The sequence below is a fragment of the Amycolatopsis cihanbeyliensis genome (genome assembly GCF_006715045.1).
GTDB classification, from domain to species: Bacteria; Actinomycetota; Actinomycetes; order Mycobacteriales; family Pseudonocardiaceae; genus Amycolatopsis; species Amycolatopsis cihanbeyliensis.
Window position 1 is genome coordinate 2,061,078 of sequence record NZ_VFML01000001.1, and the last position, 15,217, is coordinate 2,076,294.

Below are 15,217 nucleotides of genomic sequence, written 5' to 3' on the forward strand. Positions count from 1 at the left end.
AGTGGTAACGATCTGGCTGCTGGGAACGACGACGTTCCTGATGGGATCCGAGTGATTAGGTTCCCTCAGCATACCGGCACGGCAACCCGGCCCTGCCCGCCCATCCCGGGCCCCGGCCGCCCCGCGCGCGTCCCCGAGCAACATCAACACCGGCCGGGGCGTTGACATCCGAGCGTGAGAGCGCTTTCCTATAGCGCAGTAAAATCTTTCGTCCGGCTTGGGCGTGACAAGGAGGTCACCACCATGCCCACCTCTCCCCTGCACACATTTCCCCTGCACACCTCTTCCCTGCACACACCTCCCCCGCACACACCCGCACCACCCACCAGGCGCAGGCGGCTGGGCGCGGCCACGGCCATCGCCGCGCTGCTGGTCACCGTCCCGCTCGCGGCACCATCGGCGCAGGCCTCGGTGCCGCCGCCGGACCCCGGTTGGACCCTGGAATGGAGCGACGACTTCACCGGTCCGGCCGGGTCCCTGCCCTCCTCCGACAACTGGATCTTCGACCTCGGGCACAACTACCCCGGCGGCCCCGCGAACTGGGGCACCGGCGAGATCGCCCGGCACACCGACGACCCCTCCAACATCAGCCTGGACGGCTCCGGCAACCTGCGGATCACCCCGCGCCGGGACGGCGCGGGCAACTGGACCTCGGCCCGGATCGAGACGCAGCGGGCCGACTTCCGGCCGCCGGACGGCGGGGTGCTGCGGATCGAGGGCCGCCTCCAGATGCCGAACGTCACCGGTTCGGCCGCGCTCGGCTACTGGCCCGCCTTCTGGGCACTCGGCTCGCCCTACCGCGGTAACTACTGGAACTGGCCCGGTATCGGCGAGTTCGACATCATGGAGAACGTCAACGGCATGAACCAGGTGTGGGCGGTACTCCACTGTGGAACCGCGCCCGGCGGCCCGTGCAACGAGAACAACGGCATCGGCGCCAGCCGTACCTGCCCCGGCGCGAGCTGCCAGTCCGCGTTCCACGACTACCGGTTCGAATGGGACAGCAGCGGATCCGTGGGTGAGCTGCGCTGGTACGTGGACGGCCAGCAGTACCACAGCGTGCGCCAGGACCAGCTGCCCGCGGACACCTGGAACCAGATGACCAGCCACGCCGGGTACTTCATCCTGCTGAACGTCGCGATGGGTGGCGCGTTCCCGGACGGCGTCGCCGGGTTCCAGACCCCGACCGCCGAGACCGTGCCCGGCCACCCGATGGTGGTCGACTATGTGGCGGTCTGGACCCACGGTGGCAGCGGCGACCCCGGCGATCCCGGCGACCCGCCCGGCGGCGGGGACGCCTACTCCACCCTGCAGGCCGAGGATTTCCAGCAACAGTCCGGGTTGAACACCTACGGCTCGCACATCGGCTCGGCGGCGAACGGTGACTGGGCGCGGTACGAGGACATCGACTTCGGCGACACCCCCGCGCGGCAGTTCGTGGCCCGCGCGGCCTCCGGGGCCGCCGGCGGGGTGAGCGGCCTGGTCGAGGTCCGGCTGGACAGCCTCAGCGGCACGCCGGTCGGCAGCTTCGCCATCGGCGACACCGGTGGCTGGCAGAGCTGGCGCGAGGTGCCGGCCAACATCGACCCGGTCACCGGGGTACACGACGTCTACCTGACCTTCGCCAGCGGGCAGCCTGCCGACTTCGTCAACGTCGACTGGTTCACCTTCAAGCACTGAGAGAGCGTGTTGCGAGACGGCGCGGCGGCACCCAGGTGACCGCAGAGCGCGCCCGTGGCCGAAGGCCGCGCACACATCGCGACAAGCACTGACACAACCCATCGAGAGGGAAAGATGCGCAGGACAAGGCACGCCTTGACTGCCACGCTGGCCGCGAGCGCCCTGGTGCTCGCGGCCTGTGGCGGCGGATCGGACGATTCCGCGGACGGCGTCACCACGCTGACCATCAACGTCTTCGGCGACAGCTTCTCGCTGCCGGAGAACAGGTCGATCTACGACGAGTACGAGCGGCTCAACCCGGACATCGAGATCGTGGAGAACCGGGGCGAGTTCGGCACCCACCACCAGAACCTGCAGGCCCGGCTGACCGCGGGCAGCGGTACCGCGGACCTCGAGCTGATCGAGGTCGGGCAGATCGCGGGCTTCATCGGGCAGCAGGACAAGTTCGTCGACTTCCTCGACAAGGGCGTCGACCCCGCCCAGTGGACCGACGCCGTCATCCAGCGAGCGTCCACGCCGGACGGGAACGCGCTGATCGGGCTGCCGACCGACGTGGGCGGGCTGGCCATGTGCTACCGCACCGACCTGTTCGCCGAGGCCGGGCTGCCGACCGACCGGGACGAGGTGAGCAAGCTGTGGCCGACCTGGCAGGACTACGTCGAGGCCGGTGACGAGTTCCTCGCCTCCTCCGGCGGCGACGTGAAGTGGTTCGACGCCGGCGGGCACGTACTCACCGGGGTCCTCGGCAACGAGGAACGCACCTTCTACAACGAGGCGGGCGACCTCATCGTGGAGAGCAACCCGGCCGTGCGGGCGGCCTGGGACCTGAGCGTGCGGGCGATCCAGGCAGGCCAGTCCGCGGCGCTGCCGGAGTTCTCCCCGGAGTGGAACACCGGTTTCCAGCAGGGCCAGTTCGCCACGGTCACCTGCCCCGCCTGGATGATGGGCTACATCCAGGCCAACGCCGGTGGCACCAGCGGGAAGTGGGACATCGCCACCATCCCCGGCGGCTCGGGGAACTGGGGCGGCTCCTATGTCACCGTGCCCGCGCAGGGCGAGCACACCGAGGCGGCCACCGAGCTCGCGAAGTGGCTCACCGCGCCGGAGCAGAGCATCACGATCTTCCAGGAGATCGGTAACTTCCCCAGCCAGCGCAGCACCTGGGACGACCCGGCGGTGGCCGAGTACTCCTCGCCGTTCTTCAACGACGCGCCCGCGGGCGAGATCTTCCCGGAGTCCCTCGCCGAGGCGCCGGTGCAGGTGGTCGGGCCGCAGAGCGGGGTCATCGGCAACACCTTCTCCGACGCGCTGAACAGCGTGGAGCAGGGCACCGACCCGAAGGAGGCGTGGCAGCAGGCGATGAGTGACATCCGGTCCGCGGCGGGCACCGGATGACCCTTCGGCGGCAGGCCGGCTCCTCGATCCGAACCCGGCTGCACCGGTTCGATCTGAAAGGCTCGCCGTACCTCTACATCACGCCGTTCTTCGTACTGTTCGGGGTGTTCGGCCTGCTGCCGCTGGCCTACACGGCGCTGCTGTCCACCACCGCGTGGAGCCCGCGCCGCCCTGGCAGCGAGGACTCCTCGGTGGGTCTCGGCAACTACGGGGACCTGCTCGGCGACGAGAACTTCCACAACGCGCTGATCAACACCTTCGGCATCGGCCTGCTGTCCACCGTGCCGCAGCTACTGCTGGCGCTGGGCATCGCGCACCTGCTGAACTACCGGCTGCGCGGGCGGTTGTTCTTCCGGATGGGTGTGCTGGTTCCCTACATCACCTCGGTGGCGGCCGTGGCGCTGATCTTCAACCAGATCTTCGCCCGCGACTTCGGCCTGCTGAACTGGCTGCTCCAGCCGTTCACCGGGGGCACACCGATCGACTGGCGGGCCAGCACGCTGGCCTCCTGGGTCGCGGTCTCGGTCATGGTGACCTGGCACTGGACCGGCTACAACGCGCTGATCTACCTGGCGGCCATGCAGACGATCCCGTACGAGCTGTACGAGTCGGCCGCGATCGACGGCGCCAGCCGCTGGCGGCAGTTCTGGCACATCACCGTCCCGAGCCTGCGCCCGACGATCATCTTCACCGTGATCGTCTCCACGATCGGGGCGCTGCAACTGTTCGCCGAACCGTTCCTTTTCGACACCACCCGGAACAACAACGGCGGGTCCGAGCGGCAGTTCCAGACCGTGGTGCTGTACCTGTACCAGCAGTTCTGGTCCAACGGGCAGTACGGGTACGGCGCGGCGATCGCCTGGACCCTTTTCCTGATCACCGTGGTGATCGCACTGATCAACTTCCTGCTGGTCCGCCGGATCAGGTCGACGGAGTAGGGGGGCGGATGACCGTCACCGAGTCCATCCCGCAGTCGGCCCGCGGGCGCAAGGCCGACGTGCACCGTGCCAGGTGGCCCGCCTACGCCGCGCTGGGCGCGATCCTGCTGCTGTCGGTGTTCCCGCTGTACTGGTCCATTGTGGTCTCCTCGCGGGACCAGTCCGCGGTCGGCAGGTACCCGCCGCCGCTGGTACCGGGCGGCAGCCTGTGGGACAACCTCTCGGCCGCTTACCAGCAGGGCAACTTCGGCGTCGCGCTGGCCAACTCGACCATCGTCGCGGGCACGATCACCGTGTCGGTGGTGTTCACCTCGACCCTGGCCGGTTTCGCCTTCGCCAAGCTCCGCTTCCGCGGCCGGAACGCGTTGTTCACCGTGGTGGTGGCGACCATGCTGGTGCCACCACAGCTCGCGATCGTCCCGCTGTACATCATGGTCACCCAGTGGTTCGGCTGGGCCAACGACCTGCGCGGGGTCATCGTGCCCACCCTGGTCAGCGCGTTCGGCGTGTTCTTCATGCGCCAGTACCTGACCTCAGCCGTCCCCGGCGAGCTGCTCGAGGCCGGCAGGGCGGACGGCGCGAGCACGTTCCGGATGTACTGGAACATCGTGCTGCCGATCGCCCGGCCGGGTGCGGCGGTACTGGGCCTGCTCACCTTCATCATGTACTGGAACGACCTGTTCTGGCCGCTCATCCTGCTGAACACGCAGAACCCCACGGTGCAGGTCGCCATCGCGAACACCTCGAGCGGTATCGAGGTGGACTACTCACTCGTACTCGCCGGGACGGTGATCGCCACCTTCCCGATGTTGATCGTGTTCCTGCTACTGGGCCGACAGATCATTGGAGGAATCATGCAAGGTGCGGTGAAGGGATGACCACCGGGACCACTCACGAGCGGGCCGCACGGCTGGTGTTCCCGAACGGTTTCGTCTGGGGCGCCGCCACGGCCGCCTACCAGATCGAGGGAGCGGCGACCGCGGACGGGCGCGGCATGTCCATTTGGGACACTTTCGCGCACACGCCGGGGAAGGTGGCCGGCGGGGACAACGGGGACATCGCCACCGATCACTACCACCGGTTCCGCGCCGATGTCGCGCTGATGGCCGAGCTCGGGCTGGAGGCGTACCGGTTCTCGGTGTCCTGGCCGCGGGTGCGGCCAGGCGGTCGCGGCCCGGTCAACGAGGCCGGCCTGGACCACTACGAGCGACTGGTGGACGAGTTGCTGAGCCACGACATCACCCCGGTGCTCACCCTGTACCACTGGGACCTGCCGCAGGAGCTGGAGGACGGGGGCGGCTGGGCCGCACGGGACACCGCGTCCTGGTTCGCCGAGTACGCGGCCGTCGTGGCGGCCAGGCTCGGTGACCGGATCCCCTTGTGGACGACGCTGAACGAGCCGTGGTGCTCGGCTTTCCTCGGCTATTCCTCCGGGGTGCACGCGCCGGGAAGGACCGACGGCGGGCTGGCCCTGCGGGCCGCGCACCACCTGCTGCTCGCGCACGGCCTCGGCACCGAGGTGCTGCGCTCCGCGCTGCCCGCCACGGCGCGGATCTCGATCACGCTGAACCTGTGCGCGGTGACACCGGGCTCGGCGGGCGAGGGCGCGCAGGACGCGGTGCGCCGGATCGACGGGCTGGCCAACCGGTTGTTCCTCGATCCGCTGCTGCGCGGGCACTACCCCGCCGACGTGCGGCAGGACACCGCCGCGCTCACCGACTGGGGCTTCCTGCGGCCAGGGGACGAGCGGACCATCGCGGCCCCGATCGACCTGCTCGGCATCAACTACTACAGCCCGACCGTGGTGGACGCGGGGTCCGAACCCGAACCGGAGCCCTCGGCGTGGCCGGGTTCGGAACACGTCCGGTTCCTCAGCAAACCGGGGCCGGCCACCGCCATGGGGTGGACCATCGACGCGGGCGGGCTGCTGGCAGTGCTGCGCCGCGTGCACCGCGAGTACCCCAGCCTGCCCCTGATGATCACCGAGAACGGCGCGGCCTTCGACGACACGCCGAGCCCGGAGGGCGGGATCGCGGACCCCGACCGCATCGCCTACCTGCGCGACCATCTCGCCGTGGCACACGAGGCCATCGAGTCCGGGGTCGACCTTCGGGGATACTTCGTATGGTCGTTGCTGGACAACTTCGAGTGGGCCTACGGGTATTCGAAGCGGTTCGGCATCGTCCACGTGGACTACCCGAGCCAGCGGCGCAGCCCGAAGGACAGCGCGCGCTGGTACCGGGAGGTGATCAGCACGAACGGCATCGACCCGCGAGGGGGCCTGCCGGGGGAGGCGTGACAGGCGTGACAGAGCGTCCGAAAGCCGCTCGGACCTACGGTGACGAGCGGAGGAACGCGCGCTCGGCGGAGCCCGCGAGCGGCGAGGCGGGGCGTATGACACCCCCTGGGTCAACCCGCGGCGGTCACGGTGACCGCAGGGCGCGCCCTCGGCCGGAGGCCCCGCTGTCGGGGCGGCGGGGCGCGTGCCCTGGTGGCCATGCTCCGGGTCGTGCCGGGCGCCCCGTCGACACGGTCGCGGACGTGCGCGGAGCCGCGGAGGAGCGAGCATGACCCGCGGAAGTGACGACCGCGATCGAACTCCGAACCCCGCCGAGCCGGTCGTGCCGCGCGTCTCCACACAAGCACTGGCAGAGGGGGAGGCACATCTGACGCGGCAGCAGCCGACGCTGGACACCGTGGCCGCCGAGGCCGGGGTGTCCCGCGCCACGGTCTCCCGGGTGATCAACGGGTCTCCCCGGGTTTCGCCCGAGGTCAAGGGCCTCGTCGAGCAGGCCATCGCGCGGGTGGGGTACGTGCCCAACCGCGCCGCGCGCAGCCTGGTGATGCGGCGGACCGACTCGGTCGCGCTGGTGATCAGGGAGCCGGATGCGACCGTGCTCGCCGACCCGTACCTGGCGAACATCATCGTCGCCACCAGCCAGGCCCTCACCGGCACCGGCGTGCAGCTCGTGCTGGTGAACGCGCGTAACGACGACGAGCACGCGCGGGTGGCGGACTACGTGCGCAGCGGGCACGTCGACGGGGTGCTGCTGGCGTCCATGCACGGTGAGGACCCGCTGCCCGGGCTGCTGCTCGGCGCCGGCGTACCCACCGTGGTCGGCGGCAGGCCGGCCGCACCGGTACCCGGCCTGTGCTACGTGGACGTGGACAACCCCGGCGGCGCGCAGCTCGCGACCGAGCGGCTGCTCGCCGCGGGTAGGCGGCGCATCGCCACCATCGCGGGGCCGGCGGACATGACCGCGGCCGCCGACCGGCTCACCGGCTTCCGGCGGGTGCTGGCCGCCGCCGGGCTGCCGGAAGGGACGGTCGCCTATGGTGAGTTCACCCGGGAGTCCGGGCAGGCTGCCATGGCCGGACTGCTGGAGCGGGAACCCGAGCTGGACGGGGTGTTCGCGGCCAACGACCTGATGGCGATCGGGGCGCTACGCGCGCTGCGCGCGGCCGGGCGGCGGGTCCCGGAGGATGTGGCCGTGGTCGGCTACGACGACATCGAACCGGCGCAGCACACCGAACCCCCGCTGACCACCGTGCACCAGCCGGTGGTGGAGCAGGCGCGGATCATGACCGAACTGCTGCTCACCCAGATCAGCGGGCAGCGTGGCGGGGAGCCCGTGGTCTTGCCCACGCGACTCATCCAGCGTGACTCGGCGTAGTGGTAGCGTTCTCGTGCTGGTCAGCAGGCCGCCGACCAGCCCGCGCACCGGTATCGAGCCCGTATCCCGGGCCGGGCCGGCCGACCAGCCGAGGTTCCACCATGCCGCACCCTCGCCCCACGCTCGCCACGCTGCTCCTGCTCGGCGTCCTCGCCCTGGCCGGTTGCGCCGACCGCGAGGAGCCCGCCGGTACCGAGGGTGACGACTCCGGGGCCTTCCCGGTGGAGGTGCAGGCGGAGGGAGCCCCCGCGGTCACCCTGGAGACCCGGCCGGAGCGGATCGTGTCGCTGTCCCCGGTCGCCACCGAGACGCTGTACGCGGTGGGAGCCGGTGCGCAGGTGGTGGCGGTCGACGCGGTCTCGAACCACCCCGAGCAGGCACCGACCACGGAGCTGTCCGGGTTGAACCCCGACCCGGAGGCCATCCTCGCGCACCAACCCGATCTGGTCGTGGTCAACGCCGACCTGGAGAACAAGCTGGCCGACGCGCTGGCCCCGACCGGAACGAAGACGCTGGTGCTGCCGGCCGCGGCCACCCTGGACGCCGCGTACCGGCAGTTCGAGCTGCTCGGCACGGCCACCGGGCACCGGGCCGAGGGCGAGGACCTGGCGCGCCGGACCCGGGAGGACCTGGCCAAGATCGTCGCGGACACGCCGGAACCCGAGCAGCCGCTCACCTACTACCACGAGGTGGACGAGACCTTCTACAGCGTGACCTCGACCACCTTCATCGGGCAGGTGTACGACCGGTTCGGGCTGACCAACATCGCCGACGGCGACGACCCGAACGCCGCGGGCGGGTACCCGCAGCTTTCCGCCGAGACGATCCTGCGGGCGGACCCGGACCTGATCTTCCTGGCCGACACCGTGTGCTGCGGGCAGAACGCCGAGACCGTCGCGCAGCGGCCCGGCTGGGACACGCTGACCGCCGTACGGGAGGGCCGGGTGGTGGAGCTGAATGACGACATCGCCTCCCGGTGGAGCCCGCGGGTCGTCGACTTCGCCCGTGCCGTGTCCGAGGCGGTGACCACCGCGGTGGCCGGGACGAGCGAGTAGCTTGTCCCGCACCACCTCGCTGCGACCTCGCACGGTCGTCATCGGCCTGCTGGTCCTGGTCCTCGTCATGCTGGCGACCGTGCTGGTGGGCGCGAGCGACCTCGGCTGGCGGCGGGTACTCGCCGAGATCGCGGCCCAGCTGACCGGCGGCACCTCCCCGCTTTCCGAGCGGGAGGCGGCGATCGTCTGGCAGCTCCGGGTGCCGAGGGTGCTGCTGGCCGGCCTGGTCGGGGCGGCGCTGGCCAGTTCCGGGGCGGCGTTCCAGGGCGTCTTCCGCAACCCGCTCGCCGATCCGTACCTGCTCGGTGCCGCCGCGGGGGCCGGGATGGCGGCCACCATCGTGGTGGTCCTCGCGCCCGCCACCACCGACTGGATCGTCGGGCCGCTGCCGATCGCCGCGTTCGCCGGTGCGTTGCTCGGCGTGGGGCTGAGCTGGCTGCTCGGCCGGTCCTCCGGCGGTACCGGCACCGCGACGCTGCTACTGGCCGGGGTGGCGGTCGCCGCGTTTCTCACCGCCGTGCAGACCTTCGTGCAGCAGCTCAACACCGAGACGATCCGGCAGGTGTACACCTGGATGCTCGGCGGGCTGAACGTCAGCGGCTGGCGGGAGGTACTGCTGGCGCTGCCGTACGTGGCGACCGCGGCCGTGGTGCTCTGCCTGTGCGCCCGCCTGCTGGACGTGCTGACCCTCGGGGACGCGGAGGCGTCCTCGCTCGGCGTCCGGCCCGGCCGGGTACGGCTGCTGCTGCTCGCGGCGGCCTCGCTGGCCACCGCCGCCGCGGTGGCGGTGAGCGGGCTGATCGGCTTCGTCGGCATCGTGGTGCCGCACCTGGTGCGGCTGCTGGCGGGCGCGAGCTACCGGGTGATCGTGCCACTGTCCCTGATCGGTGGCGCGGTCTTCCTGATCGTGGCCGATCACATCGCGAGCACCGTGCTGCCCGGCGAGCTGCCGCTGGGCGTGGTCACGGCCTTCGCCGGCGCCCCCTTCTTCCTGCTCATCCTGCGCACCACGAGGACCCGCATGCCATGAACGCCACAGTCAGCGCGCTCCGGCTGCGCGGGGTCGGTGCGGGGTACGAGGGTCGGCGGGTGGTGCACGACGTCTCGGCGGAGGTGGCCCAGGGCGGCTGGCTGGCGATCGTCGGGCCGAACGGGTCGGGCAAGTCGACCCTGCTCAAGGCGGTGGCCGGGCTGGTCGCGGCCGCGGGCACCATCGAGCTGCATGGCACGCCGGGGAGCTCGATGTCCCGCAGGGAGAAGGCCCGCGAGGTGGGCTACGCGCCGCAGGATCCCGCACTACCGGAAGGGCTCACCGTCACCGACTACGTCCTGCTCGGCCGCACCCCGCACCTGGGCACCCTCGCGCGGGAAAGCTCCCGCGATCTGTCCATTGTGGAGGAAGTGCTGTCGAGGCTGGACCTGGACGGCCTGGCGGGCAGGTCGTTGGGCACGCTGTCCGGTGGCGAGCGGCAGCGGGCGGTACTGGCCAGGGTGCTCGCGCAGCGCACCAGGCTGCTGCTGCTCGACGAACCGACCACCGGGCTGGACGTCGGGCACGCGCAGGCGCTGCTCGAGCTGGTCGACCGGCTCCGTCGCGAGGACGGCATCACCGTGGTCTCCACCCTGCACGACCTCACCTTCGCCGCGCAGTACGCGAACCAGGTGCTGCTGCTGGACGGTGGCGAGGTCGTCGCGGCGGGTCCCGCGTCCGAGGTGGTCACCGCCGAGCGGCTCGCCCGGCACTACGACGCCACCGTCGAGGTCCTCACCTCGACCCACGGCAACCTGGTCGTCGCCCCCACCCGTCCCCCGCCGCGGTGAGTGGTTACTGGCCGGGTTCGACCTTGCGTTCCTCGGTGGAGGGGGTCTCGCCGGAGTCCGGGGACGGGTCGGCTTCCTCGGCCTTCCCGGCTTCCGTGGCTTCGGGGGTCTCCCCGGCGGTGTCGTCGGGATCCGGCTGGGCCGCGGTGCCGCCGCCGTCGTCCTCGGTGCCACGGTCCCGCAGGGTCTCCGGGGCCTCCCTGGGCCCACGCTTCGCGGCGAGCACGATGTAGAGCACCGCGCCGGCGAACACCAGGATCGAGGCCCAGACGTTCACCCGCAGCCCGAGAATGTGGTTGGCGGTGTCGGCGCGCATCAGCTCGATCCAGAACCGGCCGGCGGTGTAGCCCGCCACGTACAGCGCGAACGCCCGGCCGTGCCCGAGCCGGAACCGGCGGTCGGCCCACACCACCAGCAGGGCGACGCCGAGGTTCCACAGCAACTCGTAGAGGAAGGTGGGGTGCACGACCTTCTCCACGGTATCCAGCGCCACGCCGCCGATCGGGTCGCTCAGCCCGGTCGACGGGTCCACCCGCGGGTAGATCTCCAGGCCCCACGGGACATCGGTCTCCCGGCCGTAGAGTTCCTGGTTGAAGTAGTTGCCCAGCCTGCCCACGGCCTGCGCGACCACGATGCCGGGGGCGACCGCGTCGGCCACGGCGGGCAGCGGGATTCCCTTCCGGCGGCAGGCGATCCACGCACCGACCCCACCGAGCGCGATCGCACCCCAGATACCGAGCCCGCCGTCCCAGATCTTCAGTGCGTCGAGCGGGTTCCTGCCCTCGCCGAAGTAGAGCTGGTAGTCGGTGATGACGTGGTACAGGCGGCCACCGATGAGCCCGAACGGCACGGCGAACACGGCGATGTCGATGATGGCGCCCTTGGTGCCGCCACGCTGCATCCAGCGGCGCTCACCCCACCAGATCGCGATGACGATACCGGCGATGATGCACAGCGCGTAGGCGCGGATCGGGATCGGCCCCAGTTGCCACACCCCGCGGTCGGGGCTCGGGATGTTGGCGAGGAAGGCTGCGGTCGCGGAATGCACGGGGTCACCGTAGCGCGCTCCGCCACCCTCCCCCGGCCCGGTGCCCTGAACGTGGCTTTCGCAGCGTTGAACGTCGCGAACGTGGCGTTTGGGACGTCTGACGTCCTGAACGCCACGTTCAGGGCCTCTTGCTCAGCGGGTGCGGACGCCGTCGGCGAGCTCGGCGGAAAGGGTACGCACGGCCTCCGCGCCCTCGGCGGCCTTGGTGACCAGGGCCGAACCCACGATCACCGCGTCGGCGAAGCCGGCGACCTCGGCGGCCTGCTCGCCCGAACGGACGCCGAGGCCGACGCCGATCGGCAGCTCGGTATGAGACCGCGCGCGACGCACCAGCTCGGCCGCCTGCGTGCCGACGCTGTCCCTGGCACCGGTGACCCCCATGACCGCCGTGGCGTAGACGAAGCCCGAGCAGGACTCCACGGTGTAGGCGATCCGCTCCTCCGAGGAGGAGGGAGCGAGCAGGAAGATCCGGTCCAGCCCGTGCGTGGTGGACGCCGCCAGCCAGTCCCCCGCCTCGTCCGGGGTGAGGTCCGGGGTGATCATGCCGAGGCCACCGGCCGCGGCCAGATCACGGGCGAACGCGTCCACCCCGTAGCGGCGCACCGGATTCCAGTAGGTCATCACCACGGCGCGGCCCCCGTGGGCGGACACCGACTCCACCACCTCGAACAGGTGCTTCAGCCGGAAACCCGCGGTGAGCGCGGCATCGGCCGCCGCCTGGATGGTCGGACCGTCCATCACCGGGTCCGAGTAGGGCACCCCGACCTCGACCAGGTCGGCCCCGCCGTCGACCATCGCGGCGAGCAGGTCCTTGGAGCCCTCGACGGTCGGGTATCCGGCGGGTAGGTACCCCACCAGCGCGCCCCGGTTCTCCGCGCGAGTCTGCTTGAACAGGTCGTCCAGCCCGCTCACAACTTCTCCTCATCCACGAGACCGAAGTACCGGGCGGCGGTGTCCACGTCCTTGTCCCCGCGACCGGAGAGGCTGACCAGGATGTGCGCGCCGGGACCGAGTTCCCGGCCCAGCTTCAGGGCACCGGCGAGGGCGTGCGCCGACTCGATCGCCGGGATGATCCCCTCGGTGCGGGACAGCAGCTGGAACGCATCCATCGCCTCGGCATCGGTGACCGCGCGGTACTCGGCGCGACCGGTGTCCTTCAGCCAGGAGTGCTCCGGCCCCACGCCGGGGTAGTCCAGCCCGGCGGAGATCGAGTACGCCTCGATCGTCTGCCCGTCCTCGTCCTGCAGCAGGTAGGACAGCGCGCCGTGCAGGGTGCCCGGCGTCCCCTCGGTCAGCGTGGCGCCGTGCTCACCACTGTCCACGCCCTTGCCGCCGGGTTCGAGCCCGATCAGCCGGACACCGGGGTCGTCGATGAAGCCGTGGAAGATGCCGATCGCGTTGGAGCCGCCCCCGACGCAGGCCGTCACGGCGTCCGGCAGCCTGCCGGTGAGCTCCAGGATCTGCCTGCGCGCCTCCTCGCCGATCACCTTGTGGAAGTTGCGCACCATCACCGGGAACGGGTGCGCGCCCGCCGCGGTGCCCAGCAGGTAGTGCGTGGTGTCCACATTGGTCACCCAGTCCCGCAGCGCCTCGTTGATCGCGTCCTTGAGCGTGCGTGACCCGGTGTTCACCGGCACGACCTCCGCACCGAGCAACCGCATCCTGGCGACGTTCAACGCCTGCCGCTCGGTGTCCACCTCGCCCATGTAGACCACGCAGTCCAGGTCGAGCAGGGCGCAGGCGGTGGCGGTCGCCACCCCGTGCTGCCCGGCACCGGTCTCGGCGATGACCCGCTTCTTGCCCATGCGCTTGGTGAGCAGCGCCTGACCCAGCACATTGTTGATCTTGTGGGATCCGGTGTGGTTGAGATCCTCCCGCTTGAGGAAGACCCGCGCTCCACCGGCGTGCTCGGCGAACCGCGGTGCCTCGGTGAGCAGCGAGGGCCTGCCCGCGTACCCGGAGAGCAGGCGGGCGAACTCCGCGGTGAACTCCGGGTCGATCCGTGCCTTGTCGTACTCCGCCGCCAGTTCGTCCAGCGCGCCGATCAGCGCCTCCGGCATGAACCGTCCGCCGTACGGCCCGAAGTGGCCGCGCTCGTCCGGATCGTGCTCGCCGTGCGGTGTCGCCGTGTCGGGCGTGTCCTCGCTCACCGGCTCGGCCTCGGACATGCCGGATGCGAACCGGCCGTGACCAGTTTCACCAGCGCGCCCTTCGGGTCGTCCGAGGCGACCAGCCCCTCGCCGACCAGCACGGCGTCCGCGCCGTGCCCGGCGTAGGCCATCAGGTCACCCGGCCCGCGCACCCCGGACTCGGCGATCTTGAGCACCTCCGTCGGCAAGCCGGGGGCCAGCCGGGAGAAGACGTCCCGGTCCACCTCGAGGGTGTGCAGGTTACGGGCGTTGATGCCGATCACCCGGGCCCCCGCTTCCAGCGCCCGGTCGGCCTCCTCGGCGTTGTGCACCTCGACCAGCGCGGTCATGCCCAGGGACTCCACCCGGTCCAGCAACGACACCAGCGCGTTCTGCTCGAGCGCCGCCACGATCAGCAGCACCATGTCCGCGCCGTGCATCCTGGCCTCGTGCACCTGGTACGGGCTGACGATGAAGTCCTTGCGCAGCAAGGGAACATCGACCACGGCACGTACCGCGTCGAAGTCGGCGAGCGACCCGCCGAAGCGGCGCTGCTCGGTGAGCACGCTGATCACCTTGGCGCCGGCCTCCTCGTAGTCCTTCGCCAGCGCGGCCGGATCGGCGATCGACGCGAGGTCACCCTTGGACGGGCTGCGCCGCTTGACCTCGGCGATGACGCCGATGGCCGGGTCGTGCAGAGCCGCCATCGCGTCCCGCGGCGGGGGCGCCTCGGCGGCGCGGCGCTTGAGCTCGTCGAGCGGCAGGGCCGCCTCCCGTTCCGCGAGATCGGCCCGTACGTCGGCGACGATGTCTTCGAGAACGCTCACCGGCATGCCTCGCCGGCGGTCGCGTTCATTGGTTCACTCGCAAGGTGGCTCACAAAAACCTTCCCCTTCCCGCCGAAATGATGCTAACCCGCGTGGACGGCCACGCGGGTGGCGGGTCGAGACTTTCAGCGACCCGCGGTGGGATCCCGGCCGTCGGAGAGTGCATCCCATAGATCGTAATCGTGTTCCGCGGCCGAACGTTTCGCCGCGGGGGCGGAGTATCTGGCGCCCATCCGCGGCATCCGCGTGGCACCGCGCAGGCCGAGCACACCGGCCACGACGACCAGCACGCCACCGAACGCGGCCAGCCCGTGTCCGACGTAGATTTCCGCGACCGGCGCACCATCCGGGTAACCGTCCGTGCGCAGACCGTTCACTGCCACCCAGCAGGCGGCGAGTCCGGCGAGGACGAGAGCGCCACCGAGGACACGTCGCGCCCAGCCACCGGTCGCCACCATGCCGGCCACCCCGGCGAGCGCCAGCACGGCAAGCGGAACCAGCGCACCCGCCGCCTGCGCGCCGGTCTCGGTGTGCAGCACGGTGCCGCGCACCCCGGCGACGCGGTTCTCGGCGAACCAGGCGAGCCGGGACGCCCCCCACAGCGCCGCGGCACCGAGGAGCAGGCCGACCACAACCGTCCATAGTAGACG

14 protein-coding genes are annotated in these 15,217 nt (G+C 71.0%); 9 read left to right on the top strand and 5 right to left on the bottom strand.

The features are described 5' to 3' along the window. Positions 1-243: 243 nt before the first annotated feature. The 9 genes from FB471_RS08920 to FB471_RS08960 all read left to right on the top strand — a co-directional run bounded on the left by FB471_RS08920 (position 244) and on the right by FB471_RS08960 (position 10,563). A complete protein-coding gene (locus tag FB471_RS08920; RefSeq protein ID WP_141996849.1) occupies positions 244-1,680 on the top strand; it encodes a carbohydrate-binding protein in 1,437 nt (478 codons plus the stop codon). 135 nt (positions 1,681-1,815) lie between these two features. Continuing rightward, positions 1,816-3,075 (top strand): ABC transporter substrate-binding protein, encoded by a 1,260-nt coding sequence (locus tag FB471_RS08925; RefSeq protein ID WP_170220756.1) that lies wholly within the window; start codon positions 1,816-1,818, stop codon positions 3,073-3,075. Further along, on the top strand, positions 3,072-4,013 hold the full coding sequence (locus tag FB471_RS08930) for a carbohydrate ABC transporter permease (protein WP_141996851.1): 942 nt from the start codon (positions 3,072-3,074) through the stop codon (positions 4,011-4,013). Before FB471_RS08925 ends, FB471_RS08930 begins: the two co-directional genes overlap by 4 nt. An 8-nt stretch (positions 4,014-4,021) precedes the next feature. Then, positions 4,022-4,891: a carbohydrate ABC transporter permease gene (locus FB471_RS08935; protein ID WP_141996852.1), complete on the top strand. Its 870-nt coding sequence runs from the start codon at positions 4,022-4,024 to the stop codon at positions 4,889-4,891. Then, entirely contained in the window at positions 4,888-6,312 is a 1,425-nt protein-coding gene (locus FB471_RS08940; RefSeq protein ID WP_141996853.1) for a GH1 family beta-glucosidase, read from the top strand. The genes FB471_RS08935 and FB471_RS08940 overlap by 4 nt, the downstream gene beginning before the upstream one ends. Positions 6,313-6,580: 268 nt before the next feature. Then, positions 6,581-7,687, top strand: a complete 1,107-nt coding sequence (locus tag FB471_RS08945) for a LacI family DNA-binding transcriptional regulator (RefSeq protein ID WP_141996854.1) — start codon at positions 6,581-6,583, stop codon at positions 7,685-7,687. A gap of 101 nt (positions 7,688-7,788) precedes the next feature. Beyond that, complete coding sequence (locus FB471_RS08950) at positions 7,789-8,742, top strand: ABC transporter substrate-binding protein (RefSeq protein WP_141996855.1); 954 nt, start codon at positions 7,789-7,791, stop codon at positions 8,740-8,742. A 67-nt stretch (positions 8,743-8,809) separates the two neighbouring features. Then, positions 8,810-9,772, top strand: a complete 963-nt coding sequence (locus tag FB471_RS08955) for a FecCD family ABC transporter permease (protein ID WP_142001685.1) — start codon at positions 8,810-8,812, stop codon at positions 9,770-9,772. Further along, positions 9,769-10,563 carry an ABC transporter ATP-binding protein gene (locus FB471_RS08960; protein WP_141996856.1) on the top strand — a complete coding sequence of 265 codons (795 nt, stop codon included), beginning with the start codon at positions 9,769-9,771 and terminating at the stop codon, positions 10,561-10,563. The genes FB471_RS08955 and FB471_RS08960 overlap by 4 nt, the downstream gene beginning before the upstream one ends. Positions 10,564-10,567: 4 nt before the next feature. On the opposite strand, the gene lgt is transcribed toward FB471_RS08960, so the two are convergent. The 5 genes from lgt to FB471_RS08985 form a co-directional block, all read right to left on the bottom strand. Further along, positions 10,568-11,611 (bottom strand): prolipoprotein diacylglyceryl transferase, encoded by a 1,044-nt coding sequence (lgt, locus tag FB471_RS08965; RefSeq protein ID WP_141996857.1) that lies wholly within the window; start codon positions 11,609-11,611, stop codon positions 10,568-10,570. 132 nt (positions 11,612-11,743) lie between these two features. Next, positions 11,744-12,523 (bottom strand): tryptophan synthase subunit alpha, encoded by a 780-nt coding sequence (trpA, locus tag FB471_RS08970; RefSeq protein WP_141996858.1) that lies wholly within the window; start codon positions 12,521-12,523, stop codon positions 11,744-11,746. Further along, on the bottom strand, positions 12,520-13,779 hold the full coding sequence (gene trpB, locus FB471_RS08975; protein WP_141996859.1) for a tryptophan synthase subunit beta: 1,260 nt from the start codon (positions 13,777-13,779) through the stop codon (positions 12,520-12,522). Before trpB ends, trpA begins: the two co-directional genes overlap by 4 nt. After that, on the bottom strand, positions 13,758-14,567 hold the full coding sequence (gene trpC / locus FB471_RS08980; RefSeq protein ID WP_141996860.1) for an indole-3-glycerol phosphate synthase TrpC: 810 nt from the start codon (positions 14,565-14,567) through the stop codon (positions 13,758-13,760). Before trpC ends, trpB begins: the two co-directional genes overlap by 22 nt. A gap of 125 nt (positions 14,568-14,692) precedes the next feature. Beyond that, positions 14,693-15,199, bottom strand: a complete 507-nt coding sequence (locus FB471_RS08985) for a Trp biosynthesis-associated membrane protein (RefSeq protein ID WP_141996861.1) — start codon at positions 15,197-15,199, stop codon at positions 14,693-14,695. Between the last annotated feature and the right edge of the window lie 18 nt (positions 15,200-15,217).